This window comes from Aeromicrobium sp. Leaf245 (assembly GCF_942548115.1).
Classification (GTDB): domain Bacteria; phylum Actinomycetota; class Actinomycetes; order Propionibacteriales; family Nocardioidaceae; genus Aeromicrobium.
The window spans coordinates 878,610-896,097 of sequence record NZ_OW824151.1; the positions used below are offsets into that span (position 1 = coordinate 878,610).

At 71.6% G+C, this 17,488-nt stretch carries 20 protein-coding genes and 1 riboswitch; of the genes, 15 read left to right on the top strand and 5 right to left on the bottom strand.

What is annotated here, in order from left to right; genetic code table 11:
- Positions 1 to 129 precede the first annotated feature (129 nt).
- A complete protein-coding gene (locus tag NBW76_RS04355) occupies positions 130 to 837 on the top strand; it encodes a GAP family protein (RefSeq protein ID WP_056556230.1) in 708 nt (235 codons plus the stop codon).
- A 3-nt stretch (positions 838 to 840) separates the two neighbouring features.
- Here NBW76_RS04355 and NBW76_RS04360 read toward each other — a convergent pair whose 3' ends face one another.
- Both NBW76_RS04360 and NBW76_RS04365 read right to left on the bottom strand, forming a co-directional pair.
- Entirely contained in the window at positions 841 to 2,298 is a 1,458-nt protein-coding gene (locus tag NBW76_RS04360; RefSeq protein ID WP_056556226.1) for a trehalose-6-phosphate synthase, read from the bottom strand.
- Between the two features lie 104 nt (positions 2,299 to 2,402).
- Positions 2,403 to 3,479 (bottom strand): Gfo/Idh/MocA family protein, encoded by a 1,077-nt coding sequence (locus NBW76_RS04365; RefSeq protein ID WP_082482037.1) that lies wholly within the window; start codon positions 3,477 to 3,479, stop codon positions 2,403 to 2,405.
- A 74-nt stretch (positions 3,480 to 3,553) separates the two neighbouring features.
- Here NBW76_RS04365 and NBW76_RS04370 point away from each other — a divergent pair, with 74 nt between their 5' ends.
- Genes NBW76_RS04370 through NBW76_RS04385 form a run of 4 tightly spaced genes read left to right on the top strand, consistent with a single transcriptional unit; the run spans position 3,554 to position 5,748 of the window.
- Positions 3,554 to 3,850: a DUF3263 domain-containing protein gene (locus tag NBW76_RS04370; RefSeq protein WP_055963545.1), complete on the top strand. Its 297-nt coding sequence runs from the start codon at positions 3,554 to 3,556 to the stop codon at positions 3,848 to 3,850.
- Between the two features lie 13 nt (positions 3,851 to 3,863).
- Complete coding sequence (locus NBW76_RS04375; protein WP_056556224.1) at positions 3,864 to 4,430, top strand: LytR C-terminal domain-containing protein; 567 nt, start codon at positions 3,864 to 3,866, stop codon at positions 4,428 to 4,430.
- A gap of 30 nt (positions 4,431 to 4,460) precedes the next feature.
- Positions 4,461 to 5,276 (top strand): trehalose-phosphatase, encoded by an 816-nt coding sequence (gene otsB, locus NBW76_RS04380; RefSeq protein WP_055963551.1) that lies wholly within the window; start codon positions 4,461 to 4,463, stop codon positions 5,274 to 5,276.
- A 10-nt stretch (positions 5,277 to 5,286) separates the two neighbouring features.
- A complete protein-coding gene (locus tag NBW76_RS04385; protein ID WP_235493052.1) occupies positions 5,287 to 5,748 on the top strand; it encodes a hypothetical protein in 462 nt (153 codons plus the stop codon).
- Between the two features lie 7 nt (positions 5,749 to 5,755).
- Here NBW76_RS04385 and NBW76_RS04390 read toward each other — a convergent pair whose 3' ends face one another.
- Entirely contained in the window at positions 5,756 to 7,228 is a 1,473-nt protein-coding gene (locus tag NBW76_RS04390) for an MFS transporter (protein WP_082482036.1), read from the bottom strand.
- A 92-nt stretch (positions 7,229 to 7,320) separates the two neighbouring features.
- On the opposite strand from NBW76_RS04390, the gene NBW76_RS04395 reads away from it, so the two are divergent.
- A complete protein-coding gene (locus tag NBW76_RS04395; protein WP_055963558.1) occupies positions 7,321 to 7,905 on the top strand; it encodes a TetR/AcrR family transcriptional regulator in 585 nt (194 codons plus the stop codon).
- 51 nt (positions 7,906 to 7,956) lie between these two features.
- Here NBW76_RS04395 and NBW76_RS04400 read toward each other — a convergent pair whose 3' ends face one another.
- Positions 7,957 to 8,331: a hypothetical protein gene (locus NBW76_RS04400; RefSeq protein WP_056556221.1), complete on the bottom strand. Its 375-nt coding sequence runs from the start codon at positions 8,329 to 8,331 to the stop codon at positions 7,957 to 7,959.
- 217 nt (positions 8,332 to 8,548) lie between these two features.
- A riboswitch (SAM riboswitch) is annotated at positions 8,549 to 8,674 on the top strand.
- A gap of 16 nt (positions 8,675 to 8,690) precedes the next feature.
- Between NBW76_RS04400 and thrC the strand changes: the two genes are divergently transcribed.
- Positions 8,691 to 9,998, top strand: a complete 1,308-nt coding sequence (thrC, locus tag NBW76_RS04405; RefSeq protein WP_369797003.1) for a threonine synthase — start codon at positions 8,691 to 8,693, stop codon at positions 9,996 to 9,998.
- A 48-nt stretch (positions 9,999 to 10,046) separates the two neighbouring features.
- Positions 10,047 to 10,328 (top strand): ubiquitin-like small modifier protein 1, encoded by a 282-nt coding sequence (locus tag NBW76_RS04410; protein WP_055963564.1) that lies wholly within the window; start codon positions 10,047 to 10,049, stop codon positions 10,326 to 10,328.
- A gap of 142 nt (positions 10,329 to 10,470) precedes the next feature.
- On the opposite strand, the gene NBW76_RS04415 is transcribed toward NBW76_RS04410, so the two are convergent.
- On the bottom strand, positions 10,471 to 10,875 hold the full coding sequence (locus tag NBW76_RS04415) for a DUF4870 domain-containing protein (protein WP_055963566.1): 405 nt from the start codon (positions 10,873 to 10,875) through the stop codon (positions 10,471 to 10,473).
- A gap of 261 nt (positions 10,876 to 11,136) precedes the next feature.
- Between NBW76_RS04415 and NBW76_RS04420 the strand changes: the two genes are divergently transcribed.
- From NBW76_RS04420 to groL, 7 genes are all read left to right on the top strand, one after another.
- A complete protein-coding gene (locus tag NBW76_RS04420; RefSeq protein WP_055963570.1) occupies positions 11,137 to 11,337 on the top strand; it encodes a cold shock domain-containing protein in 201 nt (66 codons plus the stop codon).
- A gap of 130 nt (positions 11,338 to 11,467) precedes the next feature.
- The gene (locus tag NBW76_RS04425; RefSeq protein ID WP_156364873.1) at positions 11,468 to 13,348 is read left to right on the top strand and encodes a hypothetical protein; all 1,881 of its coding nucleotides are present in this window, start codon (positions 11,468 to 11,470) and stop codon (positions 13,346 to 13,348) included.
- Entirely contained in the window at positions 13,345 to 13,581 is a 237-nt protein-coding gene (locus NBW76_RS04430) for a hypothetical protein (RefSeq protein ID WP_055963573.1), read from the top strand. Before NBW76_RS04425 ends, NBW76_RS04430 begins: the two co-directional genes overlap by 4 nt.
- Positions 13,578 to 14,021: a hypothetical protein gene (locus NBW76_RS04435; protein ID WP_056556217.1), complete on the top strand. Its 444-nt coding sequence runs from the start codon at positions 13,578 to 13,580 to the stop codon at positions 14,019 to 14,021. The genes NBW76_RS04430 and NBW76_RS04435 overlap by 4 nt, the downstream gene beginning before the upstream one ends.
- 18 nt (positions 14,022 to 14,039) lie before the next feature.
- A complete protein-coding gene (locus NBW76_RS04440) occupies positions 14,040 to 15,302 on the top strand; it encodes a hypothetical protein (protein WP_235493051.1) in 1,263 nt (420 codons plus the stop codon).
- 9 nt (positions 15,303 to 15,311) lie between these two features.
- Complete coding sequence (locus tag NBW76_RS04445; protein WP_055963579.1) at positions 15,312 to 15,590, top strand: hypothetical protein; 279 nt, start codon at positions 15,312 to 15,314, stop codon at positions 15,588 to 15,590.
- 201 nt (positions 15,591 to 15,791) lie between these two features.
- Entirely contained in the window at positions 15,792 to 17,423 is a 1,632-nt protein-coding gene (groL, locus tag NBW76_RS04450; protein WP_055963583.1) for a chaperonin GroEL, read from the top strand.
- The last annotated feature ends 65 nt before the right edge of the window (positions 17,424 to 17,488 follow it).

The window sequence follows — 17,488 nt, forward strand, 5'->3', positions numbered from 1 at the left end:
CTCCGATCACCCGTGCAGGGTGCGCGGACCCGGCCGGCACGGCGGGACGGTGGGCGAGATGACGTGACGCGATGCGATGTGGCACGGTCGGCGTGGGGCGCGCGACGTGGCGCGCGGGAGGGGGAGCGCATGACGTGGGCGGAGCTCGCCGGCCTGGCCGGCCTCGCGCTGGTCGACAGCACCAGCTTCGGCACGCTGCTCATCCCGCTCTGGATGCTGCTCGCGCCGCGAGTTCGGCCGGGTCGGGTGCTGCTGTTCCTCGGGACCGTCGTGGTCTTCTACTACGCGGTCGGCGTCCTGCTGCTCCTCGGCATCGACGTCGCCGTGGAGGCGGCCTCCGACCTCGGTGGAGCGCTCGCGGACAACCGGCCGCTCACGATTGCCCAGCTCGTGGTGGGCGTGGGGCTGTTCCTCTGGAGCTTCCGCGTCGAGAAGAAGGCCAAGGAGCAGTCCGGACCGAGTCCGCGCGCCAGACGCTGGCGTGCGGCACTGCAGGGCGAGGGCGTCCCCGTGCGCACGACCATGGGCATCGCGCTCGTGGCCACCGTGCTCGAGGTCGCGACGATGCTCCCGTACCTGGCCGCCATGGGCCTGCTCTCGCGTGCCGACGTCGACCGTCCGGTCCAGCTGCTCGTGCTCGTGGGCTACGTGCTCGTCATGGTGCTGCCGGCCCTCGTCCTCCTCGTGCTCCGAGTCGCGGCCTCCCGACTCGTGGAGCCGTGGCTCGAGCGGGCCGACGCCTGGATGTCGGCGCGCACGGGCTCGATGATGAGCTGGGTCATCGGCATCGTCGGCTTCTTCGTCGGCATCGACGCGTTCGACCGGCTCTTCGGCTGACCGTCAGCGCCGACGCGTGCTCGTCTCGGGGTTGCTCCGCGCGGGCCGGGGCGTCTTGTCGTGCGTGCGCCTGACGTTGCGCAGGTCGTCGAGGAAGCTGTTGGCCCACGTGTCGATGTCGTTCTCGACCACCTGCTTGCGCATGGCCTTCATGCGGCGGTGGCGTTCCTTCTCGGGCGCCTGCATGGCCTCGACCAGGGCCTCCTTGAGGCCGTTGATGTCGTAGGGGTTCACCCGGTAGGCGTGGCGCAGCTCGGCCGCTGCGCCAGCGAACTCGCTGAGCACCAGCGCGCCGTCGTCGTCGTAGCGGCACGCCACGTACTCCTTGGCCACCAGGTTCATGCCGTCGCGCAGCGGTGTCACGACCATGACGTCGGCGGCCCGGTAGAGCGCGGCCATCTCCTCGCGCGGGTACGACGCGTGCAGGTACGTGATCGGCTGGGCGCCGATGCGGCCGACGTCGCCGTTGATGCGGCCCACGAGCCGGTCGATGTCGTCGCGCAGGATCTTGTACTGGCCCACCCGCTCGCGCGACGGCGTGGCCACCTGCACGAACACCGCGTCCTCGACGTCGACGGAGCCCTCGGTGATGAGCTCGCCGAAGGCGCGGAGCCGCTGCCGCAGACCCTTGGTGTAGTCGAGGCGGTCGATGCCGAGCAGCACGCAGCGCGGGTTGCCGAGGCTCTCGCGGATCTCCGCGGCCCGGGCCGCCACCTCAGGTCGTCGGGCCATCTCCTCGAAGCCGGCGGAGTCGATGGAGATCGGGTAGGCGCGGGCCGTCACGATCCGGCCGTCGTCGAGGTAGACCGTGTCACGGTGGGTCTTGTTGCCGACGCGCTGCCGCACGAGTCGCACGAAGTTCTGCGCGGCGCCGGGCAGCTGGAAGCCGACGAGGTCGGCACCGAGCAGGCCCTCGAGGATCGAGCGACGCCACGGCAGCTGCTGGAACAGCTCGTTCGGCGGGAACGGGATGTGCAGGAAGAAGCCGATGCGCAGGTCGGGCCGGAGCTCGCGGAGCATCTGCGGCACGAGCTGCAGCTGGTAGTCCTGCACCCACACCACGGCGTTCCTGCGCGCGACCTTCGCGGCCCGCTTGGCGAAGCGCCGGTTCACCTCGACGTAGGAGTCCCACCACTCGCGGTGGAACTCCGGCGGGGCGACGACGTCGTGGTAGAGCGGCCAGAGCGTGCCGTTGGAGAAGCCCTCGTAGTACTCCTCGTACTCCTGGCTCGTGAGGTGCACCGGGACGAGCGTGATGCCGTCGTGCTCGAAGGTCCGCAGCTTCTCGTCGGGAGCGCCGTGCCACCCGATCCAGGCTCCGCCGTTGCGGCGCATCACGGGCTCGAGGGCGGTCACCAGGCCGCCGGGGGAGGTGCGCCAGGTGGTGCTGCCGTCGGGCTGGACCACCCGGTCCACGGGCAACCGGTTGGCGATCACCACGAAGTCCGCCGTTGCCGCCATGGCTCCACCCTAGGCGAGCGGCGGGACCGCGCCCGTCGACCGCGCCGGACGAGATGGGTCGGTCAGCGCTGGCCGGTCAGCGCTGGCCGGTCAGCACTGGCTGGTCACCGATGAGCGTGCGTGCCGATCTGCTCGAGGATCGTGTCCATCAGCTCCTGGATCTGCAGGGTGGCCTCGAGCGGCAGCAGCGCCGACGCGGTCCGTCCGTCCCGCAGGCAGGCCGCGACCTCCTCGGCCTCGTGGGCGTACCCGCGTCCGGTGACGGGCACGTCGATCCGCTCACGCTCGTCCCCGCGCACGAGCGTGAAGGACGTGGGGTGGTGGAAGCGGCCGTCGATCTCGATCCGTCCGTCCGTGCCGGCGATCGACGCCGTGCTGTCGGACTGGGCGAGCTGCGTCCACGCGATGCTCGAGACGGGCTGGTAGCCACCGGACCCGCGAGCCTCGTGCACCAGCGTGGCCCCTCCCGCCACGTCGAATCCGCGCGCGTGCAGCGCGCCGGCGGCGGTGACGCTGTGCGGGTGGCCAAGCACCAGGTGGGCGAAGGTGAGCGGGTAGATGCCGATGTCCAGCAGCGCGCTGGCCCCGAGCTCGGGGTCCCACAGGCGTGCGACGTCCGGGCCGGCCGCGAACCCGAGGGCTGCCCTGAGCTCGCCGACCTCTCCGATCGCGCCGGAGTCCACGCGCCGCTTCACCTCGCGGATGACGGGGTTCGTGCGCATCCACATGGCCTCGGCCAGGAACAGGCCCGTCTCGCGTGCGCGGGCGACGAGCTCGCGTCCGCTCGCGACGTCCAGCGTCATGGCCTTCTCGCACAGCACCGGCTTGCCGGCGTCGAGGCACAGCAGCGCGTCCTCGAGGTGGCGGCTGTGCGGGCTCGCGACGTAGACGACGTCGACGTCCGGGTCGGCCACGAGCTCGTCGTAGCTCCCGTACGCGCGGGCCGTCGGCGTGCCGTGCTCGTCGAGGAAGGTCTGGGCCCGCGTCCGGTCGCGCGAGCCCGCGGCCACCACCTCGTGGTCGGGCAGCAGGGCCAGGTCCCGCGCGAAGCTGCCGGCGATGTGTCCGGTGGCGAGGATGCCCCAGCGCAGGGGCCGGTCGGCGGGGACGGCCGCGGCGGCGCGCTGGTCGTTGCTGGGCTGGTCGTTGCTGGGCTGGATGTTGCTGGGGGACTCGGCCATGCCTCCACGCATACCAGAGCAGCAGTCCGCCGAAGCGAATGACACCACTGTCATTCCTGGGTTAGGGTGACGCCATGAGCGCAGTGGAGCAGTCGAGCCACGACCCGGCACGTCCGGGCAGCACCTTGACCGACCGCGACCTCGACATGCTGTCGATGGAGCGGCTGTGGTGGCAGTTCGCCGGGGCCAAGGAGCAGGCCATCCGCGAGAAGTTCGACATGTCCGCCACGCGGTACTACCAGCTGCTGAACGCCCTCATCGACAGCGACGACGCCCTCGCCTTCGACCCGCTGCTGGTCAAGCGTCTGCGTCGTCTGCGTGCTCAGCGCCAGCGCAGTCGCTCGGCGCGCCGCCTCGGCATCGATCTCTGAGTCGCGGTCGCGGGTGTCCGACCACCGCCGCACGGTGACCCGCCGGGCGCTCGTGCTGCCCACCTGGGCGCTCCTCGCGGTCGGCGGGGTGGTCGTGCTGGCAGGAGCCTGGCTCGCCTGGCTCCTGGTCACCGGCCACGACGACGACGCCCCGGTCGCGTCGGCGAGCTCGAGCCCTGCTGCGTCCGAGCCGTCCGCCACGCCCACGCCGGAGCCCACCGAGACGACCGAGCCGGAGCCCAGCGAGACGCCGGAGCCCGAGCCCACCGAGACCAGCGAGCCCGAGCCCACCGAGCCCGCGGTCGACCGGTCGTCGATCCAGGTCTCCGTCCTCAACGCGTCGCGCACCCAGGGCCTGGCCCGCACGGTGGGCCAGCGGGTCACCGCCGAGGGCTGGACCGTCGGCGCGGTGGGCAACTGGCGCGGCTACTCGGCGGCCAACACCGTGCACTACCCGCAGGGCCGCGAGGCGGAGGCGCGGCAGCTGGCCGACGACCTCGGCATCCAGGCCGTGGCCCCGATCGTCAACGGGATGAGCGGCCAGCGGCTCACGATCGTGCTGGTCGGTCCCGTCTCCTGAGTCGCGCTCCGCGGCTGCGATGATGCTCGGGTGCCCGCGGCAGACCACCCCACGCCCGACGTCCCGGCGTCGCTGCTCGTCGACCCCCGGCAGATCCTGCTCGGACTGGACTTCGACGGCACCCTCTCGCACGTCGTCGACGACCCGACCCGGGCCTTCGCGCACCCCGACGCCGTCACGGCCGTCGCCCGTCTGGGTCACGTGCTGGGGCAGGTCGCGATCGTCACCGGCCGTCCGGTCGAGCAGGCGCTGACGCTCAGCGGGTTCCGTGGGCTCGCGGGCCTCGAGCGGCTCGTGATCTGTGGGCAGTACGGAGCGGAGCGGTGGGACGCCGAGGTCGACGTGCTCGAGCGTCCCGACCGTCCGGACTCGGTGGAGCGGCTGGCGTCGATGCTTCCCCAGTGGCTCGCCGACCACCGCGCAGGGCACGTCCGCATCGAGGACAAGGGCCTGGCGGTCGCGATCCACACGCGGGGCATCGACGCGGACCTGATCCACGAGCTCGAGGGCCCGCTCCGGGCGCTCGCCGCGGACCTGGACCTCGAGGTCGAGCCGGGCCGCCAGGTGCTCGAGCTGCGCGGTCACGCGACCGACAAGGGGGTCGCGCTGCGCGACCTCGTGGAGACGACCGGCCTGCGGAGGGTCGTCTACGTCGGCGACGACCTGGGCGACCTGCCGGCCTTCGAGGCGGTGGAGCACCTGCGCCGCAGCGGTGGCGACGGTGTCCTGGTGGCGTCGGCGTCGGGCGAGCAGGACGCGCTCGTGAGTCGCTCCGACGTGGTGCTGCCCGGACCCGACGGCGTCGCAGCGTGGCTCACGGCCTGGGCCGACGCCCTCGACGCCTGAGTGCTGCGCCGTGAGCATCCCCGGGGAGCGCCTGCCGGTCCACACGCCGTGGACGCGCGTCCGGACGGTGCTGAACTGGGTCAACCTGAGCACCGTGGCCGGCCTCGTGGTCGCGTGGCTGGGCGGCGCCACGATCGAGCGGCACGGGCGCGGCACCTACCTGGCGGGCGGCTACCGATGGCGCTTCCCGGTGGCGAGTGCCTTCACGCTCGGCTCCGTGGTCGTGAGCACCCACGACCACGCCTGGCTGCGCGACCGGCCCCGGCTCCTGCAGCACGAGGACCGGCACGTCACCCGGTACGCCTGGTTGGTCGGTCCGGTCATGGTGCCGCTCTACCTGCTGGCGGCCGGGTTCTCCTGGGTGGTCGCGGGCGACCACTCGTCGTACAACCCGTTCGAGCGGCTCGCGGGCCTGGACGACGGCGGCTACCCGCCCGTGACGACGCGACGTCGGCGTCGGCACGGGCGGTGAGCAGGGCTCAGCCGACGGTCCGGTCCGGCCGGCCCGGGACGAACAGCGCGGCGACGAGCGCCACGCCGACCGCGCCCGCGGCGGCGAGCAGCGACGGACCGATCGCCCCGTCGTAGCCCTGCGGCGAGATCGAGCCGCCGGCTCCCTGGAAGACCGCGACGATGACCGCGATCCCGAGCGCCACGCCGAACTCGCGGACGGTGTTGTTGGCCGAGCTCGCGATCGCGAGGTCGTCGTCGGGCAGTCCGTCGAGCACGGCGGTCGACATGGGGGCGAACGTCAGGCCCATGCCGACGCCGGCCAGGACCAGGGGGACCACCAGGTCGCCGTAGCCCGACCAGCTCTCGACGACCGATGCGAACCACACGAGCGACACGGTCTGCAGGGAGAGCCCGACGACCAGCAGCGACCGGGCGCCCAGGCGGGGGACGAGTGCTCCGGCGATCGGGGCGACCACCATGGGGGCGGCGGTCCAGGGGAGCGTGCGCAGACCGGCCTCGAGCGGGGAGTAGCCCTGCACGACCTGGAGGTACTGCGACAGCAGGAACACGCTGCCGAACATGCCGAGGCTGAACATGAGGCCGATGACGTTCGCCGCGCTGAACGCCCGGCGACGGAACAGGCGGAGCGGGAGGACGGCGTCGTCACCCGGCCGCGTGGATCGGTCGAGCCGTGCGGCCCATGTCAGGTACCCGAGCGCGAGGGCCGAGGCGGCCACGAGGGTGCCGACGACCCCGGCGGAGGACCACCCGTCGTCGTTGCCGTGGACGATGCCCCAGACACCTGCGAAGACCGCGCCACCGAGCAGGAACGTGCCGACGACGTCGGGGCGTCCGGGCGCGGAGCTGCGCGACTCCGGGGTGGCGAGCAGGAGCAGCGGCACGGCGACCAGGGCCACGGGCACGTTGATCCAGAAGATGGCCTGCCAGCTGAGCCCCTCGACCACGGCGCCGCCGATCACGGGTCCGACGGCGACACCCAGCCCGGCCACGCCGCTCCAGATGCCGATCGCCGCGGCTCGCGCCGCGGGGGGCACGGCGGCGACGAGGAGCGTGAGCGACAGCGGCACGATCGCCGCGGCGCCGACGCCCTGGAGGGCCCGCGCCGCGATGAGGGCCTCGGCCGACCCGCTCAGCGCGGCGGCCACGGACCCGAGCGTGAAGACGCCGATGCCGGCCAGCATCACGCGTCGTCGTCCGAGGCGGTCGCCCACGGCGGCCAGCGCGAGCATGAACGTCGCGAAGGGCAGCGTGTAGGCGTTCATGAACCACGACAGCTGGGTGTCGGTGGCGCCCAGGTCGGACTGCACGACCGGCAGGGCGCTCGTCATGACCAGGTTGTCGAGGGTGGCCATGAACATCGGCAACGAGGCCGCCGTGAGGGCGAGCGCCGTGCGTCGGCGCGCGGAGGTCGTGGTCGCCGACGGCGTGCCCGTGGGCGGTGGGGCAGAGGCGGGGGAGTCGAGGGTGTCGGTGGTCATGGGAGTGCTCCTGGGGGAGGGGGCCGAGCGTGGAAGGCATCGAATGATTACTTGTGGACGACTTTAAGTAATCAGGTGATAACCTGTCAACCATGACCCCCCGGATGAGTGCCGACGCCCGCCGCGAGCTCGTGCTCGAGGCCGCCACCCGCGCCTTCGCCCGGACGGGGTACGCCGGGACCAGCACCGACGCGGTGGCCAAGGAGGCCGGCGTCTCGCAGCCCTACGTCGTACGGATCTTCGGCACGAAGCTCGAGCTGTTCGTGGAGGTGTTCGACCGCGCGACCCGTCGCATCATCGACGCCTTCGAGCACGTCATCGCCACGCAGGTGATCGACCCCGACTCCGAGGAGGGCCTCTCGCCGCTCGGCCAGGCCTACGCCGACCTGGTCCTGCGCGACCGCGACGCCCTGCAGCTCATGGTCCACGGGTTCGCCGCCGCGACCGATCCCGAGATCGGGGCGTTCGCGCGGTCGCGCATGACCGAGATCTTCCAGGTCGTCCGCGGCACCGGGATCGACGACGACCGGGCCCGTGACTTCGTGGCCCACGGCATGCTCATCAACGTGATGCTGGCCATCGGCGCCCCGGAGCACGTGACGGGCGACCCCGCGCTGCTGGCCCTCACCGACTGCGTGTTCGGCGACGTCGCCGACTCGCTCACCGAGGCCTCCTAGGCCTGCCGCGGAAACCGGGGTCGGGTCCCGTGCGTCACACGTGCGCCCGGTTCACCGAGGGCCGGGGCCCCCGCGACGCCCCGCTGCCCAGCGCAGGCTGAGCTGCACGTCGGTCAGTCCCTCGAAGCGGGTCTCGACCTCGGCCAGGCACACCGCGACGTCGGTGGGGTCGTCGTGCTCGTGGCACTCCGCCGTCGACTCCGAGAGCGTCGGCGGGTGCTCGCTGCTGCCGTCCAGTCGGAACACGCTGAAGCCGTTCTCGGCATCGCCCTCCACGGCCACGATCGTGTGCCCCGGCAGGCGGTGCCGGCTGGACGGCGGGTCGGCGAGGACGGCACTGCTCAGCAGTCCGGCGGTGACGGCGAGCGCCGGCGCAGCCACGAGCGTGGCGGCACGGGTGCGGAGTGGACGGATGGTGAGCGGCATAGTGAAGACCTCCGACGTCGGCACCGGTCGGTCCGGTGCGGTCGACGGGACATGGCCCTCGTGGCCGGCGCGACGCCCGGCTGCGCCGACGGCTGTGGACGACCACGGGCGGCGCGCTCGCCTGCGGCTCGATCTGTGGACGCCCGCTCCGTGGACCGTTGCGTCTCGCATCGCGGACCAATTGGACACATGGTGAGACGCCTGCCTACGCTGGACCTGCTCATCCAGAGGGGTACAGGGACACGGCCCGACGACGCCCCAGCAACCAGCTCCACCGTCCACCCAGGACACCGGAGCCAGGTGCTCATTCCGTCCCGACCAGAGAGGTCGGGAAAGATGACCAGGAGGCTTTCGTGAGCATCACCACCGCCCCGTCCACCACGTCCGCGGCATCCGACGTCGACCAGGCCGAGGTCGCCCAGCGCGGCTCGCTGCGCGACGGCGCCTTCGGGTCCGCCACCGGGCTCGTCTGCCGCGAGTGCGGCGCCACGCGACCGCTCGGCCCGCACTACGCGTGCGACGACTGCTTCGGGCCGCTCGAGGTCGACTACGACTTCGGCACGGTCACGCGCGAGCAGATCGAGAGCGGCCCGCGCAACATCTGGCGCTACAAGGCGCTCCTGCCGGTGCCCGACGACATCGAGTCCAGCCCGAACACCGAGCCCGGCTTCACGCGGCTGCTCGAGGCGCGCAACCTCGCCGCCGAGCTGGGCCTGACCAGGCTCTGGGTCAAGGACGACAGCACCAACCCCACCAACTCCTTCAAGGACCGCGTCGTCGCGTGCGCCCTGAGCGCCGCCACCGAGCTGGGCGCGAAGGTCTTCGCGTGCCCGTCGACCGGCAACCTCGCGAACGCCGTGGCCGCCGCCGGGGCGCGCGCCGGCATCCGCACCGTCGTGTTCATCCCGAGCAACCTCGAGACGCCCAAGCAGGTGAACTCGGCCGTCTTCACCGACAACCTCGTCGCCGTCGAGGGCAACTACGACGACGTCAACAAGCTCGCGAGCGAGATCGCCGGCGAGGAGGACGGGTGGGCGTTCGTCAACGTCAACGTCCGACCGTTCTACGCCGAGGGCTCCAAGACGCTGGGCTACGAGATCGCCGAGCAGCTGGGCTGGCGCCTGCCCGACCAGATCGTCATCCCGGTGGCCTCCGGCTCGCAGCTGACCAAGGTGCACAAGGCGTTCAAGGAGCTCATCGACCTCGGCCTCGTCGAGGACAAGCCCTACAAGGTCTTCGGCGCCCAGGCGCAGGGCTGCAACCCGGTGGCCACGGCGTTCGCCGAGGGTCATGACGCGATCCGCCCGGTCAAGCCCGACACGATCGCCAAGTCCCTCGCCATCGGCAACCCCGCCGACGGCATCTACGTGCTCGACATCGCGCGGGCCACCGGCGGCGCCGTCGAGCAGGTCAGCGACGACGAGATCCGCGACGCGATCGTGCTGCTGGCGCGTACCGAGGGCATCTTCACCGAGACCGCCGGCGGCACGACGCTGGCCGTCCTGAAGAAGCTCGTCGAGACCGGGCAGCTCGACCCGGACCTCGAGACGGTGTTCATCAACACCGGCCACGGGCTCAAGACCCTCGACGCCGTCTCGGGCCGCGTCGGCCCGGCCGCGACGATCGCCCCCACGTACGACGCGTTCGTCGCCTCCGGCCTCGCCTGAGCCGACGACCGCTCCCGCCCCTCACCCCTCGATCGACTGGAGACCACCGTGTCCGTGTCCGTCCGCATCCCCACCATCCTGCGCAGCTACACCGGCGACTCCTCCAAGGTCGAGGCCGACGGCGCGACGCTCGCCGAGGTGCTCGACTCGCTCGAGTCGTCCTACGCCGGCATCAAGGCCCGCATCGTCGACGAGGACGGCAAGCTCCGCCGCTTCGTCAACGTGTACGTGGCCGAGGAGGACGTGCGCTTCGCCCAGGGCCTCGAGACCCCCGTCAAGGACGGCGCGCAGATCAGCATCATCCCCGCCGTCGCCGGCGGCTGCGCCTGATCCTCGTCCTGCGGGTGGGCAGCCGAACAGGCGCACCGGCGCACGGAGACCTCACGCCCGCACGGCAAGCAACCCGTGCAGACGTGAGGAAGCCGTGCGTGCCGGGCGATTCTCAGGTCGACCTGGGAATCTCCGAGCCGCGTCAGCGGACGAAGCGGGGGGTGAGCGGCGGGTTCCACCACTCGCCGTTGCTGGCGCGCACCGCGCCGACGACGTGCAGCACGACGGCCCAGACGATGACGATCCCGTAGGTGACGAAGCCGATCAGCACCAGCATGAGCGGGAGCGAGAGCAGCAGCAGGATGCCCGTGGTGATCTGGACGTTGAGCGAGTTGGCCGCCTGGCGGCGGGCGTACTCGCCACGGTCCTTGTAGACGAGATAGATCACGAGGGACGCCACGAAGCCGAGGGTGCCTGCGCTCAGCACGAGGGCGGCCGCCGGCACGGCGTGCACGATGACGCCGATGCTGCGCTGGGTGTCGTCGGACAGGGGCTCGCCCTGCCCGGTGCCCTGGCCGGGCGCGGGCTCGTGGGGATAGGCGGTCATGAGAGTCCAGCTCCTCGATCGATGTTCGTGTGCCTCCACTGAAGCACGCCGACCGAGCAGCGCACCCTGTTCCCGGGGTGCGGCCAGGGTGCGGTCAGGGTCGATCGGGGTCCATCCCGAGGGCGGTGTCGCAGGCCGGTCGACGGGCTGGGTGACCAGCGGGTGAACCGCGCTCTTCTGCGCCGCGACCGGCGCGTATAGGCTCGGCGTCAGATCGGTCCGGGCAGGTGGTTCGATCGCGTCACCAGGTGGGAGTTCGTCATGGTGCAGGGCACCGTCAAGTGGTTCAACGCCGACAAGGGCTACGGCTTCATCGAGGTCGAGGGCCAGGGTGACGTCTTCGTCCACTGGTCCAAGATCAAGTCCGACGGCTACAAGACGCTCGAGGACGGCCAGGCGGTCGAGCTCGAGGTGGTCGACGGCCCCAAGGGCCGTGAGGCCCAGGAGGTCGTCGGGCACTGACCCGGTGACGGGCGCCGTCGCTGCCCGTCGTGACCACGCGCACCGGACGCTCGTCGACGTCGAGCGCCCCGGTGTGACGCACCTCATCTGACACTTGCGGTGTCACATGGCGCGCTGACATACTCCCGGAATGTTCCCCGCCATCCTCGTCGCCGCAGAGCCTGCCCCCGTGGGCGGAGCGGCCCTCGACCAGGTCATCGGACTGAGCGTCGGGGCCGGCCTCGTGACCGCGGTCCTCGTCGCCATCGCCTGGGCCCACCGCACCCACCGCATCGAGTGGTTCCAGACCCTCGGTGACCGCCTGCACGAGCGCACCGGCGAGCCCGGCTGGGCGTCCATCCCCTCGCTGTTCGTGGCCAGCTCCCTCGTCGTCGCGCTGCTCGGGTTCCTGTGGGACGTGAGCCTGCACGCCGGTCGCGGACGCGACGAGGGCCCGCTCGCGAACCCCGCCCACTACCTGATCCTCTACGGGCTCTTCGCCCTGTTCATCGCCGGCATGAGCGCGATCGTGTTCCCGCGCGACGGCCAGCGTCCCGGCATCGCGTCGGTGCGGATCACCCGCAGCTGGTACGCCCCCGTCGCCGGCATCTTCATCGCCGCGTGCGGGCTCTACGCCCTCATCGGCTTCCCGCTCGACGACGTGTGGCACCGCCTGTTCGGCCAGGACGTCACGCTCTGGGGCCCGACGCACCTCATGCTGATCGGCGGCGCCGGCCTCTCGACGGCCGGCATCATCCTGCTGCACCGCGAGGCCGAGTTCTCCGAGGAGTGGAAGCGCTCGGCCGACAACCACGGCGCGCGGACGCTGCACAAGCTGACCCTCTCGATGGCGTTCGGCGGCCTCCTCATCGGCCTGTCGGTCTTCCAGGCGGAGTTCGACTTCGGCATCGCGCAGTTCCGCATGGTCTTCGCGCCGCTGATGATCGCTGCGGCCGCCGCACTGACCCTCGTGGCCGCGCGGCTGTACGCCGGTCCGGGCGCGGCCCTGTTCGCGGCGTTCTTCTTCGTCATCACGCGCGGCGTCGTCTCGTTCATCGTGGGCGACGTCTTCGGCCAGGCGTCGCACGTGTTCCCGCTCTACCTCGGCAGCGCCCTGATCATCGAGCTGCTGGCGCTCAGCCGGCTGAAGGACAGGCCGCTCGTGTTCGGCGCCGTCGGCGGTCTGCTGATCGGCACGGTCGGCACAGTCATCGAGAAGTTCTGGAACGACGCCGTCTTCCAGTTCCCGTGGCCGCAGGACATCTGGCTCGAGAGCCTGGTGACCGTGGTTCCCGTGGCCCTGGGCGCCGGTCTGTGCGGCGCCCTGTTCGCGATGGGCCTCGACGGCCGCCTGCCGAGCAACCGCTGGGTGGGTCGCTCGATCGTGGTCGGGTCGATCGTCGTCACGTCCGTGGCCGTCGGCAACGGGCTCAACGCCACGGTGCCCGAGAACGCCGAGGCCACGTTCGCCGTCCAGCAGGTCGGCACGGAGGCCCAGCCCGAGATCATGGTCGAGGTCACCACCACCGAGGGCCTCGTCGACGAGAACCCGACGTGGGTGCAGATCACCGCGTGGCAGGGCGGCGGCGCCGGCGTCGTCACGCAGTCGCTGAGGCGCACCGGCCCGGACTCGTGGGAGACCACCGAGCCCATGCCGATCGGCGGCACCTGGAAGACGCTGCTGCGCGTGCAGGACGGCCGCATGCTCACCGCCGCGCCGATCTTCCTGCCGGCCGACGAGGCGCTCGGGGCCGAGGAGGTCCCGGTCGAGTCGCAGATGACCCGCGAGTTCGTCCCGGAGATCGAGATCCTGCAGCGTGAGCGCGAGCTCGACACCTCGCCGTGGATGTGGGGCGTGGCGAACCTCGTGGTCCTGATCTGCAGCCTCGCGATCCTGGCCGGCATCAGCGTGGCCGTGGCGCGCGTCTCCGGGGCCATCGCCCGCGAGGGACGCCGTCGGCGCGACGAGCTGGAGCACGGCCCGGGCGGCGGCTCGGGCCTGGACCAGGGGAGCGGAGCCGGGACGGCGTGACCCCCGACCCGGCGGTCCTCGGGGTCGCCCACGGCGAGGTGCTGTGGGCGCACCACGCCGCCCTCGTCGCGATCCCGGCCTTCGTGCCGGCGATCGTGGTCGTGGGGGTGGTGCTCTACATCGCCCGCAAGGACCGCCAGGACGAGCAGCGCGAACGAGACCTGATCGACCGGGCCTTCGAGCCCGACGCCGGCGAGACCCCCGACGACGGGGAGGAGAGGAACCCGACATGAGGACGACTCCGACCGCGCGGCTGACCGCCGCCCTGGTGACGACCGTGGCTGCCGGGCTGCTGCTCGCCGGGTGCGGAGACCCGGACCCGGGCACGGACGCCCCCAGTGCTGCCCCGAGCAGCGCGAGCGCGTCCCCGTCGGCCGAGGAGAGTGCCGACGTGAGTGCCGAACCTGGCGTGGTCGTCGACGTCACCCTCTCCGCCGACGGCCCGACGCCGCAGGGCGAGCGGGTGGAGGTCAAGGTCGGGGAGCCGATCACGTTGAACGTCACGGCCGAGGTCGCCGACGAGGTGCACGTGCACTCCGACCCGGAGGTGAGCATCGACGTCGAGGCCGGTGACGAGACGTCGAGGACGTTCACGATCGACCGCCCCGGCCAGGTGGCGGTGGAGTCGCACGCCACCCACGCCGTGATCGTGCAGCTCGTCGTCCGGCCCTGACCCGTGCTCGATCCGTTCGTGGGAGCCGTGCTGCCGCTGCCGATGCACGGCGTCGGCGGCTCGACGGACCTGCCGATCCCGTTCCTGTACGCGATCGTCGGTGCGTCGTGGGCGCTCACCATCTCCTTCGCCGTGCTGGCGTTCGCGTGGAAGGAGCCGCGCCTCCAGCCGCCGGCCGGGCACGTCGTCCCCGACGAGCCGTCGCGGCGGCCGTGGCTCGCGGTGCTGGGCGCGCTGCTCGCCGCCTGGTTCCTGGGTGCCCTGTTCCTCGGCCCCGACGACGCGACGAACCCGGGCATCGCCGCCTTCTACATCCTCGTGTGGGTGGGGCTGGTGCCGTTGGCGCTGCTCGCCGGGCACGTGTGGAAGGACCTGTCGCCGTGGCGGTCGCTGCAGTGGCTGGTGGGTCGCGCGACCGGTCGTCCGGAGGGCTTCGTGGCCTACCGCGACGTCTGGGGCTACTGGCCGGCGGCGGTGGGGCTGTTCGCCTTCGTGTGGCTCGAGCTGGTCTCGCCCGACGCCGGCGACGTCGTCACGGTGCGCACCTGGGTGGCCACCTACGTGGTCGTCACGGTGCTGGGCGGTGTGCTGTTCGGCCCGCGCTGGTTCGACCGCGCCGACCCGTTCGACGTCTACAGCGCCTTCGTGGCTCGCCTCGCCCCGCTCGTGCGTGACCGCAGGTTCGACCCGCACGACCCGTTGCGCTCTCTGCCGCTGCTGCCCGTCGCGCCCGGCCTGGTGGCCGCGATCGCGGTGCTGCTGGGGTCCACGGCCTTCGACAGCTTCTCGGCGTCCGAGCGGTGGCAGTCGGGCTCGCACTCCACGCTCACGACGTCACTGGTGCTGCTGCTGTTCTGCGTCGTGGTCGGCGTGGCGTTCGTCGCGGCGTCGGTGGCCACGGGCGGGGTCACGCCACACGAGCGCCGGGCGCTGCCCGGACTGATGGCGCACTCGCTGGTGCCGATCGTCGTGGGCTACATCTTCGCCCACTACCTGACCTACCTGCTCGAGCGCGGCCAGGCCGCGGCGATCGACCTGCTCCAGCTCCTGGGGGTCGGCAACGGGCTGGAGGTCTCGTACTTCCTGTCCGAGCACCCGGACGTGCTGGCCGTCTACAAGGTCGGGTTCGTGGTGGCCGGGCACGTCGTGGCCGTCGTCGCGGCGCACGACCGGGCACTCGCGCTGCTGCCGCGTGCGCACCGGCTCACCGGCCAGCTCGCCATGCTCGTGCTCATGGTCGGCTACACGTTCACCGGCATCTACCTGCTCCTCTCGGTCTAGGCTCGACGGATGGAGCCGACGGTCGCGGGAGAGGTGCTGACGACGCACCCGGTGGCCGTGCTGGCCATCCCCGCGTTCATCCCGGTCGTGGTGATCGTCGCGACGGTCCTGTGGATCGCCCGCAAGGACCGGCTGGCGGAGGCCGCGGAGCACGAGGCCGGCGACCCTGTCGCTCCGGTCCTGCCCGTGCCGGTCCCCGTGGCCGCCGTCGATCCCACTCGCGGTGAGACCCGCGGCCGGCCCTGGCGCGACCGCCTCCCCCGCCTCGTCATCGGCGACGAGGACTGACCGGTCGTCCCGCGGGGCGGACTGGCACTCTCGGGACCCGATTGCCAGTCGTTGGTTAGCACTCCTATAGTGAGAGTGCTAGACATCAGACCGGCCCGGTGAGGGTCACGGCCGCAGCGGGAAGGGTTCGCCGCGGCGCAGGGCTCGTCCGTCGCGGGCACCGACCGGTCACACCCACCACGTCGAACCGGAGAGTTCCACATGGCCAAGACCATTGCGTTCAACGAAGAGGCCCGTCGCGGTCTCGAGCGCGGCATGAACCAGCTTGCCGACGCAGTCAAGGTGACGCTCGGCCCCAAGGGTCGCAACGTCGTGCTCGAGAAGAAGTGGGGCGCGCCCACGATCACCAACGACGGTGTCTCCATCGCCAAGGAGATCGAGCTCGAGGACCCCTACGAGAAGATCGGCGCCGAGCTCGTCAAGGAGGTCGCCAAGAAGACCGACGACGTCGCCGGTGACGGCACCACCACGGCCACCGTGCTGGCCCAGGCGCTCGTGCGCGAGGGTCTGCGCAACGTGGCCGCCGGCGCCAACCCGATGGGCCTGAAGAAGGGCATCGAGGCCGCCGTCGAGGCCATCAGCAGCCAGCTGCTGGGCATGGCCAAGGACGTCGAGACCAAGGAGCAGATCGCCTCCACCGCGTCCATCTCGGCCGCTGACCCCACGGTCGGCGAGATCATCGCCGAGGCCATGGACAAGGTCGGCAAGGAGGGCGTCATCACGGTCGAGGAGTCGAACACGTTCGGCCTCGACCTCGAGCTCACCGAGGGCATGCGCTTCGACAAGGGTCACCTGTCGGGCTACTTCGTCACCGACCCCGAGCGCATGGAGACGGTCCTCGAGGACCCCTACATCCTCATCGTCAACAGCAAGATCAGCTCGGTCAAGGACTTCGTCCCGGTGCTCGAGAAGGTCATGCAGTCGGGCAAGCCGCTCGCGATCATCGCCGAGGACGTCGAGGGCGAGGCCCTGGCCACCCTGATCGTCAACAAGATGCGCGGCACCTTCAAGTCGGTCGCCATCAAGGCCCCCGGCTTCGGTGACCGCCGCAAGGCCATGCTGGCCGACATCGCCATCCTCACCGGTGGCGAGGTCATCAGCGAGGAGGTCGGCCTCAAGCTCGAGAACGCCGACATCTCGCTGCTCGGCACGGCCCGCAAGGTCGTCACGACCAAGGACGAGACCACGATCGTCGAGGGTGGCGGCTCGCAGGACCAGATCGCCGGACGGGTCAACCAGATCCGCGCCGAGATCGAGAACAGCGACTCCGACTACGACCGCGAGAAGCTCCAGGAGCGCCTCGCGAAGCTGGCCGGCGGCGTGGCCGTCATCAAGGTCGGCGCGGCCACGGAGGTCGAGCTCAAGGAGCGCAAGCACCGCATCGAGGACGCCGTGCGCAACGCCAAGGCGGCCGTCGAGGAGGGCATCGTCGCCGGTGGCGGCGTGGCGCTCGTCCAGGCCACCAAGGCCGCGTTCGAGAAGCTCGAGCTCGAGGGTGACGAGGCCACGGGTGCCAACATCGTGCGCACCGCCGCGTCGGCCCCGCTGAAGCAGATCGCGATCAACGCCGGCCTCGAGGGCGGCGTCGTGGCGGAGAAGGTCGCCGGCCTCGACGCCGGTCACGGCCTGAACGCCGCCACGGGCGAGTACGTCGACCTCATCGCCGCGGGCATCATCGACCCGGCCAAGGTCACGCGCTCCGCGCTGCAGAACGCCGCGTCCATCGCGGCGCTGTTCCTCACCACCGAGGCCGTCGTGGCCGACAAGCCGGAGCCGGCTGCCGCCGGTGGCGGCGCGCCGGACATGGGCGACATGGGCGGCATGGGCTTCTGAGCCCCCACCCGCACCACCCCTGACGAGGGCCCCGACCACCGCGAGGTGGTCGGGGCCCTCGCACG

Bases quoted from the DNA above. Each gene is read 5' to 3' on its own strand.
- NBW76_RS04420 (WP_055963570.1), top strand. From the start codon at position 11,137: ATGGTGCAGGGCACCGTCAAGTGGTTCAACGCCGACAAGGGCTACGGC.
- NBW76_RS04360 (WP_056556226.1), bottom strand. From the start codon at position 2,298: ATGGCGGCAACGGCGGACTTCGTGGTGATCGCCAACCGGTTGCCCGTG.
- NBW76_RS04445 (WP_055963579.1), top strand. From the start codon at position 15,312: ATGGAGCCGACGGTCGCGGGAGAGGTGCTGACGACGCACCCGGTGGCC.
- NBW76_RS04400 (WP_056556221.1), bottom strand. From the start codon at position 8,331: ATGCCGCTCACCATCCGTCCACTCCGCACCCGTGCCGCCACGCTCGTG.
- NBW76_RS04365 (WP_082482037.1), bottom strand. From the start codon at position 3,479: ATGGCCGAGTCCCCCAGCAACATCCAGCCCAGCAACGACCAGCCCAGC.
- NBW76_RS04415 (WP_055963566.1), bottom strand. From the start codon at position 10,875: ATGACCGCCTATCCCCACGAGCCCGCGCCCGGCCAGGGCACCGGGCAG.
- NBW76_RS04395 (WP_055963558.1), top strand. From the start codon at position 7,321: ATGACCCCCCGGATGAGTGCCGACGCCCGCCGCGAGCTCGTGCTCGAG.
- groL (WP_055963583.1), top strand. From the start codon at position 15,792: ATGGCCAAGACCATTGCGTTCAACGAAGAGGCCCGTCGCGGTCTCGAG.
- NBW76_RS04370 (WP_055963545.1), top strand. From the start codon at position 3,554: ATGAGCGCAGTGGAGCAGTCGAGCCACGACCCGGCACGTCCGGGCAGC.
- NBW76_RS04435 (WP_056556217.1), top strand. From the start codon at position 13,578: ATGAGGACGACTCCGACCGCGCGGCTGACCGCCGCCCTGGTGACGACC.
- NBW76_RS04355 (WP_056556230.1), top strand. From the start codon at position 130: ATGACGTGGGCGGAGCTCGCCGGCCTGGCCGGCCTCGCGCTGGTCGAC.
- NBW76_RS04425 (WP_156364873.1), top strand. From the start codon at position 11,468: ATGTTCCCCGCCATCCTCGTCGCCGCAGAGCCTGCCCCCGTGGGCGGA.
- NBW76_RS04390 (WP_082482036.1), bottom strand. From the start codon at position 7,228: ATGACCACCGACACCCTCGACTCCCCCGCCTCTGCCCCACCGCCCACG.